The sequence below is a fragment of the Bradyrhizobium sp. 33ap4 genome (genome assembly GCF_032654765.1).
GTDB classification, from domain to species: domain Bacteria; phylum Pseudomonadota; class Alphaproteobacteria; order Rhizobiales; family Xanthobacteraceae; genus Bradyrhizobium; species Bradyrhizobium australafricanum.
Genome location: NZ_JAUMTJ010000013.1, coordinates 55,559 through 73,715 on the forward strand (window position 1 = coordinate 55,559; position 18,157 = coordinate 73,715).

Sequence of the window (18,157 nt, forward strand, 5' to 3'; positions counted from 1 at the left end):
CCTGCAGTTTCCGGCCGCAATGAGGGGCGACGGGGGACGCTCTCCGCTGAACGCTGAAAGGGCGCAGCCCTTCGTGCGGCCCGAGCTGGGGCAAGGATTCGAATTCGGAGAGGCCGCCCACCCCCCGGTCGGTACCGGGAGCCAGTGCGCGTCGCGAACGCTCTCATTCCAGCGCGTAACCAAGGATTCGGCCAGGCGCAAATCTCAAGGATTCATTGCGACGTTCCTGGCCTCATGTGTCGGCCCGCGGCTGCCCCTATCCGCGCACTTCAAATCTGACTGTTGGTACATTCTTGGTACAAAAACCGACGGCAAAAATTTGCCCGGCATAACCGATTGATCTATAGTGACTATTTGGTAGCGGGAGAGGGACTCGAACCCCCGACCCCAGGATTATGATTCCCATGTTCTGACGACTGGCTAGCTTTTGTTAGAAAGCTTATCGGTCCAAAGGGCGCTGGCGCGGGCAGATGGAAGCCTGGTCGTGTAATCTCACGCCCCGCGTTCCCTCCCGTTACACCAGAGCAAAGCTCGGAAATGTCCAGCGATCATCGTGGGCGTCGAATCTACAGGTGACGGCTGCGCCATCGGTCGGTTCTCGCCCATCCCCCACTAAGCTGGCATTCATCCACGGACCTTCTTCGAGCTCGACGGTCACCAAAACATGGGGAACGTCTGGAAGTCGGGCAGAAAGCTATGATGCGTCCGCGCCAGCTAAAGATCGTTCCACGCCCGGACACCTGAGTCCAATCGTATTGCACCGAGAAAACACGCATCGCAAGTCGGCCACGGATCGTAACGCAGCTTTCCCGTAAAGATCTATCTTCTGATAGGACTCGCATTGGCTAGTCTGACGGCACCGGCGCGCACGGACTATTGTCACGATTGGCTGGCGACGCTCTCCCGCGCTGTCGACATGAGCTCGGACATGAACGTCGAGACCGCATCAGGCTTGCATGTGGCGATGCACACAGGCCAAGGGCTACGAGGTAAGTGCGATGAGGGATCCTCGACTAGGACCATTTCAAAACTCGTCTCAGTGTTCCGATTTGCACTCGGAAGCCGCCGATTGTCCCACGAGCGAGCACGATCCGCTTTCACAGTTGAAGCCTTCGCTTATACTAATAGCAGCCTGGAATGGACGAGATTATGACACTCGACGCGAGGCATTGATCGCGTCAAGGAAGAACCCGAACCTCGCTCAATTGAGCGATGACGAAGCGTCCGTATACTTCTCCAAGGTTAGTTAACATTGCCATCGCCAGGCAAAGCTTCGACTGCTCGAATTTTGAGGTCGTGACGTCACCAGAAAAATTGGCTGCCCTTACACCATCGGAAGGCTCGCGTGGACCTGGACCATCGACAAATGCATGCCACTCGGATCTAGATGACTTGGTCTTAGCATGGCCAGAGCGCATCTCTCCCCAAGTCTGGTTTCGCGTGATATGCCTATCCGCCTGTCTGCTGCCGCATCGTTGGCTTTTCCAGACGGATCGATGACTGCTTCTGGCCTGCGACGAGAAGCACGCCGCGGCCGACTCGAAATAGAAAGAATTGCCGGCAGAGATTATACTACGCTCGAAAACATCGAGAAGATGAGGGAGCTGTGCCGCGTCAAAGTAAGGGAGCCCGACTCTATAAGCGAAAGGCACGATATCGCGGCGGAAAGCTCGCCGCTCGAGCCGTCTGGATCATCAAGGACGGCGAGCGGCATATCGCCACAGGCTGCCTTGCGAGCCCGTCTGAAACAAAGCCGCCTCGAGAGGCAGAGCAAGCGCTAGCAGACTACATCGCGCAAAAGTATCAGCCCGAACGCAATCGGCGCGACATCGACGACATCGATTGCGCCGACGTGCTGTCGATCTATCTGACCGATATCGGCGAGCCAGGCGACCAGTTTGAGATTGAAGCGCGGATCGACCGGCTCAACGATTTTTGGGGTGGCAAGACACTATCGGCAGTCAACGCGCGGACCTGTGCGGCTTACGCCAAGCACCGCGGCAACCAAGGCGGCGCGCGTCGCGACCTCGAAACTCTCCGCGCGGCGATCAACCATCATGCAAAGGAGGGCCTTCACCGAGGCGTTGTCCGCGTATCCCTCCCACCGAAAGGTGAGGCACGCGATCGGTGGCTGACGCGCACTGAGGCGGCAGCCCTGGTTTGGCAATGTTGGCGCTATCGCGAAAAACAGACAATTCACGCCGGCGGCGCGAAGGGCGCTCCGGTTTGGACAGATCGCCGACCACTGCGACACGTAGCCAGATTTATCCTGATCGGCCTCTACACCGGCACCAGGGCGGGCGCGATCGCGGCGGCATCGCCTTACCCCGAGCTTGGACACTCGTACGTTGATCTCGAGCGTGGTATCTTCTACCGGAGGCCGATCGGGAAGCGAGCCACCAAGAAGCGTCAGACACCCGCTCCACTTCCACCCCGGCTGCTGGCTCACATGCGACGTTGGCAAGACCGGAAGCTGATCAGCACGTGCTTCGTCGAGTTCAACGGCAAGCCGGTCGCTTCCGTGAAGAAGGGCTTCAAATCTGCCGTGGATCTGGCCAAGCTGCCCGGGAAAGTCACTCCGCACACGTTGCGCCACACGGCAGCGACTTGGCTGATGCAGCGCGGCGTGCCGATTTGGGAGGCGGCCGGGTTCCTCGGCATGTCGCCGGAGGTCCTGCAGGATACCTATGGCCATCACCATCCCGATCATTTGCACGGGGCGGCGGCAGCCATTGGCCAGAAAACGCGGTATGTTTCGGTGGTCAAATCGGTGGTTGACTCGGGAACAGCCACCGATGAGAAGAAAAAACCTAAGGAAATCTGGTCGGAGTGGCAGGATTCGAACCTGCGACCCCTGCGTCCCGAACGCAGTGCTCTACCGGGCTGAGCCACACTCCGACTGAGGGCCGGCTTATAGCGTCGGGTTTCGGGGACCGCAAGGGACCACGAGCCACCCAATTGAGGAATCTAGTCACAGTGGATACAGGTCTGAAAACGCACGTTTTGTCCGCCGGCGCCGCCGCCACGGCGACGGCCGCCGGGGTCCTGGCCGAGGGCGGCCTGGTGGCGTTTCCGACCGAGACGGTTTATGGCCTCGGCGCCGATGCCGGCAACGCCTCAGCGATCGCCCGGCTTTACGAGGCCAAGGGCCGGCCGGCCTTCAATCCCCTGATTGCCCATGTCGCCGATCTGGGCGCCGCCCGCCGGATTGCCCTGTTCAATGGGCAGGCCCTGCGATTGGCGGACGCGTTCTGGCCGGGTCCCCTGACCCTGGTGCTGCCGAAGGCGCTGTCCTGCCCAGTTGCGGAACTCGCGACCGCCGGGCTCGACACGGTCGCCATACGCATCCCGGCCCACAAGGTGGCGCGCGACATCATCAAGGCTTTCGGCGGTGCCGTGGTAGCGCCGTCGGCCAATCTCTCCGGCCATGTCTCGCCGACCACCGCCGAGCATGTGAACGGCGATCTCGCGGGCCGCATCGACCTGATCGTCGACGGCGGGCCGGTCGAGGTCGGCGTCGAATCCACCATCATCGGCTGCTTCTCCGATCCGGTGCTGCTGCGACCGGGCGGGCTGACGCGCGCAGAGATCGAGCGCGTGCTCGGCCAGCCCTTGCAGTCGCCGCCGCAAGACGCGGAAAGCGACGCCCAGCCGGTTGCCCCCGGCATGCTCGCCTCTCACTACGCGCCGCGGACACCGGTCCGGCTCAATGCCAGCGACGTCCATGTCGGCGAAGCCTTGCTGTCGTTCGGGCCGGCCAAGGTCGCGAGGCGCGAATGCGCCTCGGTGGAGATGAACCTGTCCGAGCGCGGCGATCTTGCCGAGGCCGCCGCCAATCTGTTCGGCTACCTTCGCACCCTCGACAAGAGAAACGCGGATGCGATCGCGGTGACGCCGATTCCCGAGGAGGGATTGGGCGAAGCCATCAATGACCGGCTGCGCCGCGCAGCCGTTGGGCGGTAACAAGCATGACCCGGACCGGAACGGCCGCGTTGGCGCCAAGCGGGAACCGGTTTTCCCTCGCGACAAACGCGAAGCGTTTGCGCGAAGGGCATGCTTAGGCAAAGATCCCCGACTGAGTGAAAGACCAAGAAAAAATGAACATCGTCCAATCAGCGGTGCCGCCGCTTCCGCCCGAATTGCTTGAAAAATTCCGCGCCATCGTCGGCGCGAAATATGCGGTGACCGATGCTGCCGACATCAAGCCTTACGTCACCGAGGAACGCGACCTGTTCCACGGCCGCTCGCCGCTGGTGCTGCGCCCGGGTTCGACCGCCGAGGTCGCTGCGATCTGCAAGCTTGCGACCGAGCACAGGATCGCGCTGGTGCCGCAGGGCGGCAATACCGGCCTGGTCGGCGGCCAGACGCCGCACAATGGCGAGGTCGTGGTCTCGCTGCGGCGTCTCGACAAGATCCGCGATATCGATGTCGAATCCAACACCATGACCTGCGAGGCCGGCGTGGTGCTGCAGGTCGCGCAGCAGAGGGCAGTCGAGGTCGACCGGCTGTTTCCGCTGTCGCTCGGCGCAGAAGGCAGCTGCACGATCGGCGGCAACCTCTCGACCAATGCCGGCGGCACCGGAGCCCTTGCCTATGGCGTGGCGCGCGAAATGGCGCTCGGGGTCGAAGTCGTGCTGGCTGACGGCCGTGTGCTGAACGCGCTGTCGAAGCTGAAAAAGGACAACACCGGCTACGATTTGCGCAACCTCTTCATCGGCGCCGAAGGCACGCTCGGCATCATTACCGCGGCCACGCTAAAGCTGTTTCCGCGGCCGCGTGCGGTCGAGACCGCCTATGTCGGCTTGGCTTCGCCGGCGGCCGCACTCAAGCTGCTGTCGATCTCGCGCGATCAAGCGGCCGGAGCGCTGACGAGCTTCGAGCTGCTCGCCGACGTCGCGGTCGACTTCTCGATCCGCCACGGCATCGATATCCGCGATCCGCTTGAGAGCAAGCACCCCTGGTACGTGCTGATGGAATTGTCGTCGTCGCGCGACGATGCGCGCGACACGCTGGAGGCTATCCTGGCCCAGGGCATGGAGGACGGCATCGTCGATGACGCTGTCATCGCCGCCAATCTGAGCCAGCGCCAGGCGTTCTGGAAGCTGCGCGACGAGATGTCGGCGGCGCAAAAGCCGGAAGGCGGCTCGATCAAGCACGACATCTCGGTGCCCGTCGCAGCCGTGCCCGCCTTCATCGAGGAAGCCAATGCTGCCGTGGTGAAGCTGATCCCCGGTTCGCGGCCGGTGCCGTTCGGCCATCTCGGCGACGGCAACATCCACTACAATGTCAGCCAGCCGGTCGGCGCCAATGCGGCCGACTTCCTGGCGCGCTGGCACGACGTGAATGCCGTCGTGTTCGAGATCGTGCTGCGGATGGGCGGCTCGATCTCGGCCGAGCACGGCATCGGCGTGCTCAAGCGCGACGAATTGCCTGACGTCAAGGATAAGGTCGCGATCGAGCTGATGCGGCAGGTCAAGGCGATGCTCGATCCGCTCGGCATCATGAACCCGGGCAAGGTGCTGTGACCGCGCAGGCGACGATGCCCTCCTCCTCTGCCTCCCTCGCCATTGCAGAGATCACCGATAACGACATCGCCGATGTCGTCGCGCTGTGGCAGGCCTGCGGCCTGACGCGGCCATGGAACGATCCTGCTGCCGACATCGCGCTGGCGCGGCGCGGACCGAATTCAGCCGTGCTGGTCGGCCGCGACGCCAATGCGATCGTGGCGACCGCGATGGTCGGCCACGACGGTCATCGCGGCTGGGTCTATTACGTCGCGGTCGATCCCAACCGCCAGGGCAAGGGGCTTGGCCGCACCATCATGGCGGCGGCCGAGGACTGGCTGCGCGCCGCCGGCGTGCCGAAGCTGCAACTGCTGGTGCGGCGGGAGAACGCCAAGGCCGGCGCGTTCTACCAATCGCTCGGCTATGACGAGTCGACCTCGGTGATGCTGGCCAAATGGCTCGACGGGCGCGAAGCGACGCCGTGAGAGGGCTGAGGACCGACGCATGAGCATCGCCGACCGCGTTCGCGTCAAGCACGTCGAGCTGCTTTCGAAGCGCCGCTACGAGCTGAAGAGCGCGACGTTCGACTACCGGCGCGCCAACGGCGAATGGCAGACCCAGGTGCGCGAGGTCTACGACCGCGGCAACGGCGCGGCGCTGTTGCCCTACAATCTGACGACCCGCTGCGTCGTGCTGGTGCGCCAGTTCCGCTTCCCCGCTTTCGCCAACGGTTATGACGATCTGCTGATCGAGGTTGCCGCCGGCATGCTCGACGGTGCCGAGCCGGAAGCACGCATCCGCGCCGAAGCGGAGGAAGAGATCGGCTACCGGCTCGTGCATGTGCGCAAGGTGTTCGAGGCTTTCACGTCTCCGGGCGCCGTGACCGAGAAGCTGCATTGCTTCGTCGCCGAATACGACGCCGCGATGCGCATCGGTGACGGCGGCGGGCTCGCCGACGAGGGCGAGGACATCGAGGTGCTCGAGCTTGCGATCGACGACGCGCTCGCCATGATCAGCGACGGCCGCATTGTCGACGCCAAGACCATCATGCTGCTGCAATACGCCGCGCTGCATCTGTTCAGGTGAGCGCGGCTTCGCCCCGGCCGGTGCCGGCACGGCCTTGCGGCTTCGCGCACTCAACGCTTTAGACTAGCTGTCCCCGTCATCCCTGCGCAATGGCTATGCCATTGTCATGGCTATGCCATTGTCGCTGGAGGTGCGAGCCACTTCGGCGAGCCTCGAAGGATGAATCGGCCACCAGTCGGGCCGTGCATCCTTCGAGACGCGCGAAGACGCGCTCCTCAGGATGACGGGGATAAACCGAACGAAATGCTCTACCGCATCGTGATCGCAAGCCCGCTCAGATCGGCGTTGGCCATCAGGCCGACCTGGTGGCCGGTCAACTCCAACACCGCGCCCTTCTGATTGGTCAGCACGATCGCACGCGCGCCGCGTCCGACGGCAAGCCCCGCGCCGGCCGCACCGTAGACGCCGGCAACGTCGGACGGACGGTTGATGTTGCTGACCCGGCCGCGTAGCACGGTCTTGGAGCCGCCGAACACCAGTCCGTAGTCGAGGCCGCCGGTGGAGAGCCGGTAGGAGCGGCCGCGGAAGGTCAACACGCCGCTGCCGCCGGAGCCACCGATGATCCATCCGGCCTTGTAGATCGTGAGCGTCACGAAGCCGCTGTCGGCGCGGGCCGCGGAAGAGAACGCAAGGCCAATGAACGCCAGCAGCGCGGCAAGCGCAGCACGCAGGGTGGATGAAGGTTTCATGTGTGGTCTCCCCAGGATTTACTCACGTCGATTTGCTCTCGTCGATTTGCTCGCGTCGTGACACGGCTGCGAATCGCGATGCTCCGACTGTAGCAAGCGCGTAAACAGGCGCAATTTGGCACAGCGATGGCCGATTTGTTGACGGGTGCTTTCGCACGACCGGTGTTGAACCTGTTCCCGGGGTTGCAATACTCACTGCATGTCCGGGGCGATCGGCCCCTGAGCTCCAGGATTGCCCCGCGGAGCATTCATTTTTCAAACCGGAGATTTCCCATGCGTCGTCTTGCGATTGCCTGTGCCGCCATTGCCGCCACCGTGTCCTTGCTTGCCGCGGCAAGCCCAGCCAGCGCCACGCCCTATCATCTGATCCGCTGGCAGGACACCGGCTTCTGCCAGATCTGGGACCAGAGCATCCCGACCACGCCGTGGCCGGCGAACTTCTCCATCGTCAGCGAGGAGCTGCCGACCTTCGACGCTGCGTTCAGCTACAAGACCGGCCTCCTGAACAACGGCACCTGCGCGTTTTGAGCGAACGCCATTCGATCACGCAAAGGGCGGACACGCGGCAACAGCGCGGCGTCCGTCCTTGTGCTGTCAGATATGACGCGATCCAGCGTCAGTGATGCTTGATCAGGGCGTCGCGCGCGGCGGCGAGTTCGAGGAATGCCGCGCCGTTGCCGCCGCCGTCGGGATGCACCGTCTTGGCGGCGCGCTTGAAAGCCTGCTGGACTTCGGTCGCAGCGAGGCGGCGGCCCAACGGCAGGCCGAGCAATTGCCGGTACTGCTCCTCCTGCGTCAGCGCCTTCGGCGCCAGGCCGCGCTGGCCAAACCGCGGTGCCGACAGCATGTGCAGTGCGTCGTTGACGATGCCGAGACGGCGCAGCGCCATCGCTTTGGTGCGGCGGTCGGCCGATTTCATCGCCGCCTGGCGCAGGATCGGCAGCACCTGTGCGGCCGCATGCCGCAGCGTCTCGTCGATGTCGGTCGCGGCGATCTCCGCGACCATTTTGGCCATCTCGCGGTAGTCGGGATCCGGCGCCGCGCAAAAGCGCTCGATCGCAACTTTCCAGTGTCTGATATGCGGGTCCATGTCCGCGGTCCGTAACCGTCATCCGAATCCGGATAACAGCAACGCGCAAACGCGGCTTGGCGTTTCGGTTGGCGCAGTTTTGAATAGTGTTGTCGACAACGCTCACAAATCAGAACGAGGAAACGCCATGGCCCTTCTCGACAATCACATCGCCGTCATCACCGGTGCGGGCTCGGGCATCGGGCGCGCCATCGCACGGGGCTACGGCCGCGAGGGCGCGCGCGTGGTGCTGCTCGACATGAACGGCGATGCGGCGGCGGAAGCGGCCAGGGAGATCCGCAATGCCGGCGGCAAGGCGGAGAGCTTTGCGCTCGACGTGACCAATCGCGACGCCTGCGTCGCGATGGCAAAGCAAGTGGCCGACAAGGCCGGGCCGGTCTCGATCCTGGTCAACAATGCCGGCATCGCGCGCCGCAACGGCATGCTCGGCACCGACGAGGCCGTGATCAAGGATTGGGAAGACATCATCTCGATCAATCTCACCGGCGTGTTCAACGTGACGCATTCGTTCCTCGCGCCACTGCGCAAGAACAAGGGACGCATCGTCAACATCGGCTCGATCCAGTCCTTCGTGCATCTGCGCACGCCGAGTTCGCCGGCCTATACCGCCTCCAAGCACGGCGTGCTCGGCTTCACCAAGGCGCTGGCCGCCGAACTCGGCAAGGATGGTGTGCGCGTCAATGCAATCGGGCCGGGCTTCATCGAGACGCCGTTGAACGAGAAGGTGCGCGCCACCAATCCCGACCTCGTCAAGGTCTTCATGGACCACACCCCGCTCGGCCGCGCCGGCAAGCCGGAGGACATCGTCGGCCCCGCCATCTTCCTCGCCTCGGACCTGTCGGCCTATGTCTCGGGATCGATCGTGATGGTCGATGGCGGCTACCGCACATTGTGACGGATGGAACCGCAATCGTGGCGATTTCTGGGTATTTTGCTTACAGAGCAGGGAGTTAGGGGCGCGTTAAGGGCTTGTTAACCAAACCGGCACACCGTTGATCTACGGGGTAGTTGGTTCTCGATGTCTTCGCTTCACCGACGAAGCGGGCGTTGATCGGGAGGAGTTCATGTCTTACGCGTCCACCGTACCGTCGCCGGAAGCTCTGCTGCCGTCGCTGGCTCCAAATGAAATCGTCCCACTGCTGATCGGCGCGACCGTCGATGAAGTCGAGCGCGAGCTCGTGCTGCAAACGCTTGCGCGCTGCGACGGCAACCGCACCCGCGCCGCGCGCGTGCTCGGGCTGTCGGTTCGGACGTTGCGGAACAAGATCCGCGAATATTCGGCCGACGGCATCGACGTGCCGCTGAGCGAGCACGCCGCAGCCTAGAGCAAGATCCGGAAACGCGCGAAGCGGCTTTCCGGGAAGATCGTGCTTGGACAACGAGCTAAGCGTGATGACGATTCAACCGGATCGCATCACGCATGAGCGGCACGTCGACGCTAGATCGGCAGGTCGATCGAAAGCCGCCGCCAGCGCGACAACAGCTCGCTGCCGCCGGCATCAAGGCAGCGAGCGAGACGCACCTCGGTCGTCGCGGCCTGTTGCAGCGTCTGCGCGACCAGCGCCGTCGCATAGTCCCAATAGTCGCGCCGCCCCTTCGGATCGTCGTCGACCAGCGATTTTGCGAGGATCTCGACATAGATCGCAGCGACGGCTCTTTGCCAGAGCTCACCCGCGCGCTCGCCCTCCGCCAAGGACGCGCCGGTCCGCGACTGACAGGCCAACCAATAATTTTCCTCCGCGCCGCCCCAAGCGGATGGCAATAGCGATGGATCGAGGCATGGCGAGCGACACTCAAGCGGCTGCATGCCGCGCGCGTCGCAGAAGAAGCAATAGCCAAGCTTGTCGTACCAGTTGACGCGCAGCAATCTGCGAATCTCGGTCTGTTGATCCGCTGCGAGCCGCCTCATGCCCGTCAGTTCGAGATCGCCGATGATCGCCGCCAGGCGATCGCGATCATACGGCTCGACCTCGAGCACCACGCCGATATTGCGCGGAAACAAGGCGTCGAGCATCTCGATCATCTCGCGATAGAACCGGCCCGCCAGGCCGCCGCCGCGCCACGCCTTCGCGACGCCGACATAGTTGCAGTAGATCAGCTCGCTTGCGTGATCGTAGGTGAAGAAGCCGAGGCCGATCGCGCGCCCTTCCGCGCGCAGGATGAAGCAGCGCGAGTCGAGGCAATATGACAGCTGCTGATCACCGACGCTGAACTCTCGTCGCTCGCCGACATCATCTGACAACACCCAACGCACAATGTCGTCGGGGGCGTCGCGCTCGTTCGGAGGAAACAGCTCGGCATACAGATCGAGGACGCCAGTGTTGCGAAACGCCGCTTCGTCGCGCAGATCGTGCCGCGTCACCACGATGTCGAACGTCAGCGTCCCTGTTGCGTCGCCTGCAACTGCCCCGCGCCTGTCGTTCAGAATCCGCAACGCGTCCTCCCGTCACGATCTTCGCATCGAATTATGATTGTTGATCGCTTGCATCAGCCGCGCCCGGCAGAATTGAAGCCGTCATCCAACCTCTGTTACAAGCGGCTTGAAATCGCGACGGAGCATATCAGTGGCTGACGAGACAATCTCCCGCCAGGGGTCACGAGGGGCGCAGGGGCCGCAGGGCCGTCAGGGCGAGCCGGGTCGGCCCGGTCCGCAAGGACATCCGGGGCGGCCGGGGCCGGAAGGTGCGCGCGGCAAGCCGGGTCCGCAGGGCAAGCCCGGACTGGTCGGGAAGGCGGGGCCCCAGGGCAAGCCGGGAGCGCAAGGCAAGGCGGGCGTGCAGGGTCCGCGCGGCGAGGCTGGCCCACAGGGACCGCAGGGACCGGCCGGCCCGCGCGGTGAAGCCGGCCCGCCCGGACAATTGCCGTCGATCGAGCAGGTGATGCCGTGGCTGCACATGATCTTCGACGCCTGGGAAGACTACAAGCGCACCAAGGAGCGTGAAGCCGCCGAGTTCGCCGAGCGCGATGCCGCCGAGCGCGCGGCAGCGGAGGCGATCGCGCTTGACGTCGACGCCATCGACTTTGCGGAAGATGACGACGAGGACGACGATCACAAGAAAAAGAAGAAGCACCGCAAGAAGGACAAGAAGTAATCCTTCCTGTCCTGGCGCGGCGACGCGGCCAGCTCTGTCCGTGTCGCCCCGATGCCTACTGCTCCGCGCCCGGATTGGCCGGAGGATCGGAGGGGCGAGCGAGGTGCATGAGCTGGAAGACCCAGCGCATGGCGTAATACCAGGCAACGCCCGCGAGCGCCCCGCAGGCCGACAGGATGATGACGTTGGCAAGGTCGATCGTCCCGCTCGACCACAGCATGCCGCAGGTCCAGAGCACGGCGAACGCAATCGAACAGGACGTGAGCAGGGCAGGCTTCATGGCGTCGCTCCGGGATCGGGTGAACGACACCGATGCCCGGACGCGTGGCGCCGTACCGTGATCTGCATCACAGTGCGCCCCGCCCTCAGCCAAACCGCAGGCGCGAACGCTCCCTCGCCTTCTCCGCCTCCACCTCGCGATCGCGCGCCGGTGCCGTGGTCTGCAACGAGATCAGGAGCCTGCGCGCGGCATTCGAGACCTCGGTCACGGCCAGGTTGAAGGCGGCCTCATTGGACTGCGACGGCTTGTTGAAGCCGGACAGTTTGCGCACGAACTGCAGCGCCGAGGCGTGGATCTCGTCCTCGGTGGCGGGCGGCTCGAAGTTGAACAGCGTCTTGATATTGCGGCACATGTCGGTCTCCCTCGCCCGCGGCAACGGGGCGGCTCTCTCAGGACGATCGGCTGCTGCAAAATACGACATCGTGGTCTATTCTGGCAGTGTCATCGTCCACGGTGGAGCGAGGTTCCGGATGAGCCACGTGATCTACAAGGTAGTCCAGCACGACGGCGGCTGGGCCTATACCGTCAACGGGGTGTTCTCGGAACCATTTCCTACCCACGCCGCGGCACTCGCCGCTGCCCGACGCGCCGCCAACGAGCAGCGCGTCCCCGGCCGTACCGAGGCGATCCAGTACGAGACGTCGGACGGCAAATGGTTGACCGAAACCGCCTCCGGCAATGACCGCCCGGAGACCGAGGTCGAGGACGGCCGCTAGATCATCTCGTCGCCTTCAGAACGGAACCTGGACGCCAAGCCGGTCGAAGAACGCCCGCCCCCGGTCGGTGATCCGCAATGCGCGCGGAATCCGATGCGGCGCAACGCCGCGCATCTCGATCAGCCGCGCCAGCACGGCATTGGCAAACGGACCGGCGAGATGCGGCACGCGCTCGGTCCAGTCGTTGCAGAGCCGCAGATGCGGCTGCCGCGCCGAATCGAAATCGATTGCCTCGGCCCGGCACCAGGCTAACCCCTGCTCGGTCACGCGACCATCGCGGCCGTCGATCACGACGAGGCGGCGGCGGATCAGCGCATTCGACAACAGCACGCCGAGCTGACCCGCAAGGTGGTGGTAGCAGGTCCGCGATCGCCTGAGCTGCTCGGCCGGCATCGCACGCCGCCGCCCGACGGTGGCCTTGGCCGCAAGATCGACGAGGTTCTCGATCAGCGCCGCGACGTCGTCGTCCCTGATCCGGTAATATCTGAACCTGCCCTGTGCCCACACCGACAGCACGCGGGCGTCGACCAGCTTCTGCAAATGCGCGCTGGCGCCTTGCGGCGAAATGCCGGCGACCGCAGCAAGCTCGCCCGCCGGCAGCGCCTTGCCGTCGGCCAGCGCACTGACCATCGCCTCGCGGACCGGATCGCCCAAGGCCTCGGCGATCCGCGAAAATCCTGTCTGCAAGCCCTGGGATGATCCCACCGCATCGTCCTCCAGATCGCGCCGAAACGTCCTACCCGCATGCGCCGTGCCACGCAGCTCATTTCAGATTTTCCTGAAACGTTGCGGCGGCCTGTTCCGTTCAAATGGGCGGCAGTCGACCAAACACAAGGGAACGATCATGACAGCTGGCAGCAACGACGCGGAACGTATCTACAGGCTCTGGGATGATGCGCTCGGTAACAAGGACCTCGAGGCGGCGCTCGCGCTCTACGCAGCCGACGCCTCGATCGAGAGCCCGCTGGTCCAGCATTTGATGCAGACCAAAGACGGGATCGTCCGCGGCCGCGACGCGCTGTGCGAGTTCATCACGCGCGTGTTCCGCACGAACCCGCCGCAACGGCGGCGCTTCAAGCAGGGCTTCTTCAGCGACGGCCGCCTTCTCACCTGGGAGTATCCACGGCAGTCTCCGGACGGCGATCAGATGGATCTGGTCGAGGTCATGGAGATCGATGACGGCCTGATCCAGCGTCACCGCGTCTATTGGGGATGGTATGCGCTGAACGTGCTGAAGGCGAGTTAACCGGACACTTCTGCGTCAGGGGCGCGGCGCCGCTATCGGACGACGCCTTCCGTCATGCTAGGCTTGCACGCAAGCGGCTGGACAAATGCGCCGCGCGTGGGAAGAAGCATAATGATCCGTTGGTGCGCGGCCTTTGTGGCCGCTGTTGTTGTCTCGATGTCGGTACCGGCCATGGCTGCAGACCATCCCACGCCGCAGAATGGATCGCAAAGGACTTCAAGTTTCACAGCGGCGAGGTGATGCCGGAACTGCGGCTGCACTACACCACGGCCGGCGCGCCCACCGGACAGCCGGTGCTGGTGCTGCACGGCTCCGGCGGCTCGGCGGCCAGCATGCTGACGCCGAGCTTTGCCGGCCAGCTGTTCGGCCCCGGCCAGCCGCTCGATGCGGCGAAATACTACATCATCATCCCCGACGGCATCGGGCACGGCAAATCGTCGAAGCCGTCGGACGCGATGCGGACGAGCTTTCCGAAATACGACTACAACGACATGGTCGACGCGCAGTATAGGCTGGTCACCGAAGGGCTCGGTATCAGGCATCTGCGGCTCGTGATCGGTAACTCGATGGGCGGCATGCACACCTGGATCTGGGGCGTGCGCTATCCGCGGATGATGGACGTGCTGGTGCCGATGGCCTCGCAGCCGACCGCTATGGCGGCACGCAACTGGATGCTGCGGCGGACGATGCTGGAAACGATCCGCAACGATCCCGACTACAATGGCGGCAACTACACCAGCCAGCCGCGGATGATGAAATACGCCATCGCCGCCTATCGCTTCGCCAGCGCCGGCGGCACGCTCGCCTACCAGATGCTGGCGCCGACCGCGACGCAGGCCGACAAGCTCGTCGACGACCAGCTGGCCCTGCCGGTCACATCAGATGCCAACGACTACATCTATCAATGGGAGGCCTCGCACGATTACGATCCGTCGGCGGGACTGGAGAAGATCGAGGCCACCCTGCTTGCGATCAATGCGGCCGACGATGAGCGCAATCCGCCGGAGACCGGCGTCACCGGAGCTGCAGTGAAGCGGATCAAGAACGGCAGGATTGATCTGATCCCGGCAAGCAGCGAGACACGCGGCCATCTCACCACCGGCGACGCGCGGTTCTATGCCAGGCAATTGCAGGAACTGTTGCAGACGGCGCCGCAACGCACGATGTAGCGATCGAGGCCAAGGCGATGTCCGCTGATCGCTTCCGCCGCATTGCGCTGAGCCTGCCCGAGGTCGTTGAAGGCGCGCATCACGGCACCGCCGACTTCCGCGTCGGCAAGCGCATCTTCGCGACGCTCGGCTATCCCGACCAGGATTGGGGCATGGTGAAGCTGACACCTGAGCAGCAGGCGATGGTGGTCGAGGCCGAGCCGGAGATCTTCCGGCCGGTGCCGGGCGGCTGGGGCAAGAGCGGCAGCACCAATGTCCGCCTCGCGAAAGCGGATCAGATCACGCTGCGCAGCGTGCTCGAAATGGCGCGGGACAATATCGCGGTGAAAGCCGCGAAGAGGGCGCGCACGAAGCAACCAACCTGAGCGCAACCATCCCGCACTGCATCACGCCTGACTGCGCGGTTTCGCCGATTCTTTGAGCATGCATCCCGCGCGCGGTTCGTGCCTAATCGCGCAAACACCGGATTCGCGTGACGCTACGCGCGGGTCACGTAGAAGTTTTCGCCGGAGGAAGGCAATGCGAAAGCTCACGCATGTCGCGGTGCTTGCGTGGCTCGCCATGATGGCGGGCGCTGCACTGGCGTTCGACAACGGCCAATATGACAACGTGCCGCCCGATATCCGCGCCTGGTTCAAGAGCGTGATCGCGCCGAATGGCGTGCCGTGCTGCGACATCTCCGACGGCCATCGCACCAGCTACGACGTTCGGGGCGGCGCCTATTGGGTGCCGATCGAGGGCGAGTGGATGATGGTGCCGGAGCGCGCCGTGATCCGCGATCGCGGCAACCCGGTCGGCGAGGCCGTGGTGTGGTACGTGCACCACCGCGGCAGCATCATCATCAGCTGCTTCGTTCCGGCGGATGCGGTCTGAGCGGCGCCCGCCGCCTGCGCGGGAAGCCTGCGCGCGAGGTCGCGTCAATTTGAAACAGTTACTCCCTGTTAACCTTACTTTTTAACCAATAATTAAGGATGAGTTTGCGGGCGCCATGAGGCGCGGCCTAGCGTCTGCAGAAATGCTCCGTAACCGCGAGTTGGTGCGTGCCATGGCTCTTCGAAGAATGGCGTATCGAACAACTGGGGCGCTGATGGCGTCCCTTGGCATTGCAGCGCTGCTGCTTGCTTCCCCGACCGAGACCTATGCGAGATCCGGATCCGCAGCGCGCGGCACGTTCTCCTCGCATCATCCAGCTTTCCGCCATCATGTGCGGGTGCCCGGCATCGTGTTGCCGGACGCGGGCGGATATTATGATGGCGCGGCGAGCGTTCCTTTCGCCGCCGAGGTCCCGGCGCCGGTCTCGAGCGACGTCCGCTACACCTACACGCAGGACGTGCCGTGGGATTGGGCGCACCGCTATCCGCCGGCCGTGGTGCCGTCGGATCGGCCCTATGTGTCGAGCTGCCCCACCGAGAGCGTCACGGTGCCCGGCCGCGGCGGCGACCGCACCATCAACATCACGCGGTGCTACTGACGAATAGCTCGTTCACAAAAACAAAAGAGGCCGCCCGCAAGGCCGGCCTCTCGTATTTTGGCAGACGCTCGGCGCGCGGCTGACAGCCGGTCAGGAATCCTCGCCCTTCAGATGACCGACGTGCTTCTGGGTGTAGAGCTCAAGGCCGATGCGCTTGATCAGGTCGAGCTGGGTCTCGAGGAAGTCGATGTGCTCTTCCTCGTCCTTCATCAGCTGCTCGAACAGGTCGCGGCTGACATAGTCCTTGACGCCATGGCAGTAGGTCGCCGCCTCCTGGTAGAGCGTGCGCGCGCCGATCTCGGCGGCGAGGTCACACTCGATGATCTCCTTGACGTCCTGGCCGATCTTCAGGGGATCGAGCACCTGCAGGTTCGGGAAGCCGTCGAGGAACAGGATGCGATCGACGAATTTGTCGGCGTGCTCCATCTCCTCGATGGACTCCTTGCGCCAGACCTTGGCCATCTCCAGGAGGCCCCAATTGTTGAGCATCCGGTAGTGCAGCCAGTACTGATTGATGGCGGTCAGTTCGCTGCGCAGCCCCTTGTTCAGATAATCGATGACCTTCGGGTCGCCTTGCATGATCCACTCCACCTGTCGCGGCCAACCTTGGCCGGCGCTAAACTTAGAACGCTTCTAAAACAGATTATCGGCAAGAGCAACTCTTCGCAGAAGCAGCGCGTGGATAACCGGATTCGAAGGATTAGCGCAGCGTCTTCCAGCGAAACGGAAGCCGGTTCGCCGTCAGGAAGCGCGTCGAAACGAGAAGCGTTAGCAGGCCGCGAGCGCGAATTCTGCCGGCTCGGCGTCCTCGTTGGCGGCGTGCGGATGGCCGCTGTGGGGGCAGCCGGAGCAGCAGGCCTTGGCGCAGGGACCGAGCGCCTCGTCGATGATCGCCTTGATGGTGCGCGCGCAGCGGCCGCATTCGGCATTGCAGCCGAGGCAGCCGTACACCTGCTTGGCATTTCGAGTCACGGACCCACCGCCATTGACGGCATTGCGGACATCGTGGTCGCTAAGGACGTTACAGGAACAGACAATCATCGGAGAAAGGCGGGGTCCAACGGTGATGCTTGGCAATATGGATATTGTCGGCTCCCGCGGGATGCAAAAGGAAAAAGCGGTTTTTGTAGCAATTCCAAACTGATGCGGGATTCATATTGGAATGAGTCTAAATCGGTCGGACGTCAGGAATCCGACACCCGCCGGGTGGCTGACGGCCAATAACCGCTGCCTTCGCCACCGGCCCCCATGAGTAGGCGCCTCGCCGCGGCGCTATCGGGCTTGTGCGCTGCAAGATATTGCAAAAACTGCAAGCATTTGGTCGCGAATGCGGCAGCGTCGTTCATTGATCATTCAAGCTGAATATGGAACCCTCCGGCGAGACAGATCGCCAATGCACGCTGTCCCTGCTGCCGCGAGAAAGGTGAGGCCATGAAGAAGACATTGCTGGCGCTTTGCGCCGTCGCCGCTGTGGCGGCTTCGACTGTGGCGGTGCCCGCCCCCGCCCAGGCACAACGCGGTGTCGCCGCCGGCGTCGCTGCGGGATTAATCGGTGGCGCCATTGTCGGTGGCGCGATCGCATCGCAGAACCGCTATTACGGTCCCGGATACGGCTACTATGCGCCCGGTCCGGCCTATGTCGCCGAACCCGGCTACGGCCCCGACTGCTTCTGGCAGCGCCAGCGGTTCTGGGACGGCTACACTTGGCGTGTTCGCAGCGTCCGCGTTTGCGATTGATCGCCGTTCATCTCGATTAAATCGAACCAGATGTCCCGGAAGACCGACTGTTTCTCCGGGACATCTGCTGCAGATGG

At 63.8% G+C, this 18,157-nt stretch carries 22 protein-coding genes, 1 tRNA gene and 2 pseudogenes; 16 read left to right on the forward strand and 9 right to left on the reverse strand.

The genetic code is table 11. From position 1 onward, the window contains the following. Positions 1–1,852: 1,852 nt before the first annotated feature. A pseudogene (locus Q2M23_RS12120) lies at positions 1,853–2,653 on the forward strand (tyrosine-type recombinase/integrase); the annotation flags it as partial. A gap of 168 nt (positions 2,654–2,821) precedes the next feature. Here Q2M23_RS12120 and Q2M23_RS12125 read toward each other — a convergent pair. Beyond that, positions 2,822–2,898, reverse strand: a tRNA-Pro gene (locus Q2M23_RS12125). 78 nt (positions 2,899–2,976) lie between these two features. Between Q2M23_RS12125 and Q2M23_RS12130 the strand changes: the two genes are divergently transcribed. The 4 genes from Q2M23_RS12130 (at position 2,977) to Q2M23_RS12145 (ending at position 6,590) form a co-directional block, all read left to right on the forward strand. Then, positions 2,977–3,963, forward strand: a complete 987-nt coding sequence (locus tag Q2M23_RS12130; RefSeq protein ID WP_092087289.1) for an L-threonylcarbamoyladenylate synthase — start codon at positions 2,977–2,979, stop codon at positions 3,961–3,963. 134 nt (positions 3,964–4,097) lie between these two features. After that, positions 4,098–5,525, forward strand: coding sequence for an FAD-binding oxidoreductase (locus Q2M23_RS12135; protein WP_316395725.1), 1,428 nt, complete (start codon positions 4,098–4,100; stop codon positions 5,523–5,525). Positions 5,526–5,539: 14 nt separating this feature from the next. Continuing rightward, positions 5,540–5,989 carry a GNAT family acetyltransferase gene (locus Q2M23_RS12140; protein WP_035632483.1) on the forward strand — a complete coding sequence of 150 codons (450 nt, stop codon included), beginning with the start codon at positions 5,540–5,542 and terminating at the stop codon, positions 5,987–5,989. 19 nt (positions 5,990–6,008) lie between these two features. Next, positions 6,009–6,590 carry an NUDIX domain-containing protein gene (locus tag Q2M23_RS12145; RefSeq protein ID WP_316395727.1) on the forward strand — a complete coding sequence of 194 codons (582 nt, stop codon included), beginning with the start codon at positions 6,009–6,011 and terminating at the stop codon, positions 6,588–6,590. 248 nt (positions 6,591–6,838) lie between these two features. Here Q2M23_RS12145 and Q2M23_RS12150 read toward each other — a convergent pair whose 3' ends face one another. Further along, the gene (locus Q2M23_RS12150; RefSeq protein ID WP_141343177.1) at positions 6,839–7,279 is read right to left on the reverse strand and encodes a hypothetical protein; all 441 of its coding nucleotides are present in this window, start codon (positions 7,277–7,279) and stop codon (positions 6,839–6,841) included. 273 nt (positions 7,280–7,552) lie between these two features. Here Q2M23_RS12150 and Q2M23_RS12155 point away from each other — a divergent pair, with 273 nt between their 5' ends. Next, complete coding sequence (locus tag Q2M23_RS12155; protein ID WP_057019143.1) at positions 7,553–7,807, forward strand: hypothetical protein; 255 nt, start codon at positions 7,553–7,555, stop codon at positions 7,805–7,807. Between the two features lie 88 nt (positions 7,808–7,895). Here the strand turns inward: Q2M23_RS12155 and Q2M23_RS12160 are convergent, their stop codons facing one another. Next, on the reverse strand, positions 7,896–8,369 hold the full coding sequence (locus Q2M23_RS12160) for a hypothetical protein (protein WP_316395728.1): 474 nt from the start codon (positions 8,367–8,369) through the stop codon (positions 7,896–7,898). A gap of 127 nt (positions 8,370–8,496) precedes the next feature. Here Q2M23_RS12160 and Q2M23_RS12165 point away from each other — a divergent pair, with 127 nt between their 5' ends. Together Q2M23_RS12165 and Q2M23_RS12170 are read left to right on the forward strand one after the other, a co-directional pair. Then, complete coding sequence (locus tag Q2M23_RS12165; protein WP_316395730.1) at positions 8,497–9,264, forward strand: 3-oxoacyl-ACP reductase FabG; 768 nt, start codon at positions 8,497–8,499, stop codon at positions 9,262–9,264. 169 nt (positions 9,265–9,433) lie between these two features. Beyond that, complete coding sequence (locus Q2M23_RS12170; RefSeq protein ID WP_016840962.1) at positions 9,434–9,694, forward strand: helix-turn-helix domain-containing protein; 261 nt, start codon at positions 9,434–9,436, stop codon at positions 9,692–9,694. Between the two features lie 113 nt (positions 9,695–9,807). Here the strand turns inward: Q2M23_RS12170 and Q2M23_RS12175 are convergent, their stop codons facing one another. Beyond that, positions 9,808–10,803, reverse strand: a complete 996-nt coding sequence (locus tag Q2M23_RS12175) for a hypothetical protein (protein ID WP_229193055.1) — start codon at positions 10,801–10,803, stop codon at positions 9,808–9,810. A gap of 130 nt (positions 10,804–10,933) precedes the next feature. Between Q2M23_RS12175 and Q2M23_RS12180 the strand changes: the two genes are divergently transcribed. Next, complete coding sequence (locus tag Q2M23_RS12180; RefSeq protein ID WP_057019139.1) at positions 10,934–11,461, forward strand: collagen-like protein; 528 nt, start codon at positions 10,934–10,936, stop codon at positions 11,459–11,461. Positions 11,462–11,516: 55 nt separating this feature from the next. Here the strand turns inward: Q2M23_RS12180 and Q2M23_RS12185 are convergent, their stop codons facing one another. Both Q2M23_RS12185 and Q2M23_RS12190 read right to left on the reverse strand, forming a co-directional pair. Beyond that, positions 11,517–11,741: a hypothetical protein gene (locus Q2M23_RS12185; RefSeq protein WP_028334831.1), complete on the reverse strand. Its 225-nt coding sequence runs from the start codon at positions 11,739–11,741 to the stop codon at positions 11,517–11,519. Between the two features lie 85 nt (positions 11,742–11,826). Next, complete coding sequence (locus Q2M23_RS12190; protein WP_057019313.1) at positions 11,827–12,093, reverse strand: DUF2277 domain-containing protein; 267 nt, start codon at positions 12,091–12,093, stop codon at positions 11,827–11,829. A gap of 118 nt (positions 12,094–12,211) precedes the next feature. Between Q2M23_RS12190 and Q2M23_RS12195 the strand changes: the two genes are divergently transcribed. Then, entirely contained in the window at positions 12,212–12,457 is a 246-nt protein-coding gene (locus tag Q2M23_RS12195) for a DUF2188 domain-containing protein (protein ID WP_016840968.1), read from the forward strand. 15 nt (positions 12,458–12,472) lie between these two features. Here Q2M23_RS12195 and Q2M23_RS12200 read toward each other — a convergent pair whose 3' ends face one another. After that, a complete protein-coding gene (locus tag Q2M23_RS12200; RefSeq protein ID WP_316395735.1) occupies positions 12,473–13,162 on the reverse strand; it encodes a metalloregulator ArsR/SmtB family transcription factor in 690 nt (229 codons plus the stop codon). A gap of 139 nt (positions 13,163–13,301) precedes the next feature. Here Q2M23_RS12200 and Q2M23_RS12205 point away from each other — a divergent pair, with 139 nt between their 5' ends. From Q2M23_RS12205 to Q2M23_RS12225, 5 genes and pseudogenes are all read left to right on the forward strand, one after another. Beyond that, complete coding sequence (locus Q2M23_RS12205) at positions 13,302–13,703, forward strand: nuclear transport factor 2 family protein (protein WP_316395736.1); 402 nt, start codon at positions 13,302–13,304, stop codon at positions 13,701–13,703. 111 nt (positions 13,704–13,814) lie between these two features. Continuing rightward, positions 13,815–14,872: pseudogene (locus tag Q2M23_RS12210) on the forward strand (alpha/beta fold hydrolase). Between the two features lie 17 nt (positions 14,873–14,889). Beyond that, the gene (locus Q2M23_RS12215; protein ID WP_316395738.1) at positions 14,890–15,237 is read left to right on the forward strand and encodes an MmcQ/YjbR family DNA-binding protein; all 348 of its coding nucleotides are present in this window, start codon (positions 14,890–14,892) and stop codon (positions 15,235–15,237) included. A gap of 154 nt (positions 15,238–15,391) precedes the next feature. Then, positions 15,392–15,745, forward strand: coding sequence for a hypothetical protein (locus tag Q2M23_RS12220; RefSeq protein WP_076830365.1), 354 nt, complete (start codon positions 15,392–15,394; stop codon positions 15,743–15,745). 187 nt (positions 15,746–15,932) lie between these two features. Further along, on the forward strand, positions 15,933–16,343 hold the full coding sequence (locus Q2M23_RS12225; RefSeq protein WP_076830363.1) for a hypothetical protein: 411 nt from the start codon (positions 15,933–15,935) through the stop codon (positions 16,341–16,343). 90 nt (positions 16,344–16,433) lie between these two features. On the opposite strand, the gene bfr is transcribed toward Q2M23_RS12225, so the two are convergent. After that, positions 16,434–16,922 (reverse strand): bacterioferritin, encoded by a 489-nt coding sequence (bfr, locus tag Q2M23_RS12230; RefSeq protein ID WP_076830360.1) that lies wholly within the window; start codon positions 16,920–16,922, stop codon positions 16,434–16,436. 189 nt (positions 16,923–17,111) lie between these two features. Continuing rightward, complete coding sequence (locus tag Q2M23_RS12235; RefSeq protein WP_106322359.1) at positions 17,112–17,384, reverse strand: bacterioferritin-associated ferredoxin; 273 nt, start codon at positions 17,382–17,384, stop codon at positions 17,112–17,114. Positions 17,385–17,774: 390 nt separating this feature from the next. Between Q2M23_RS12235 and Q2M23_RS12240 the strand changes: the two genes are divergently transcribed. Beyond that, positions 17,775–18,080, forward strand: a complete 306-nt coding sequence (locus Q2M23_RS12240; RefSeq protein WP_016843729.1) for a hypothetical protein — start codon at positions 17,775–17,777, stop codon at positions 18,078–18,080. The last annotated feature ends 77 nt before the right edge of the window (positions 18,081–18,157 follow it).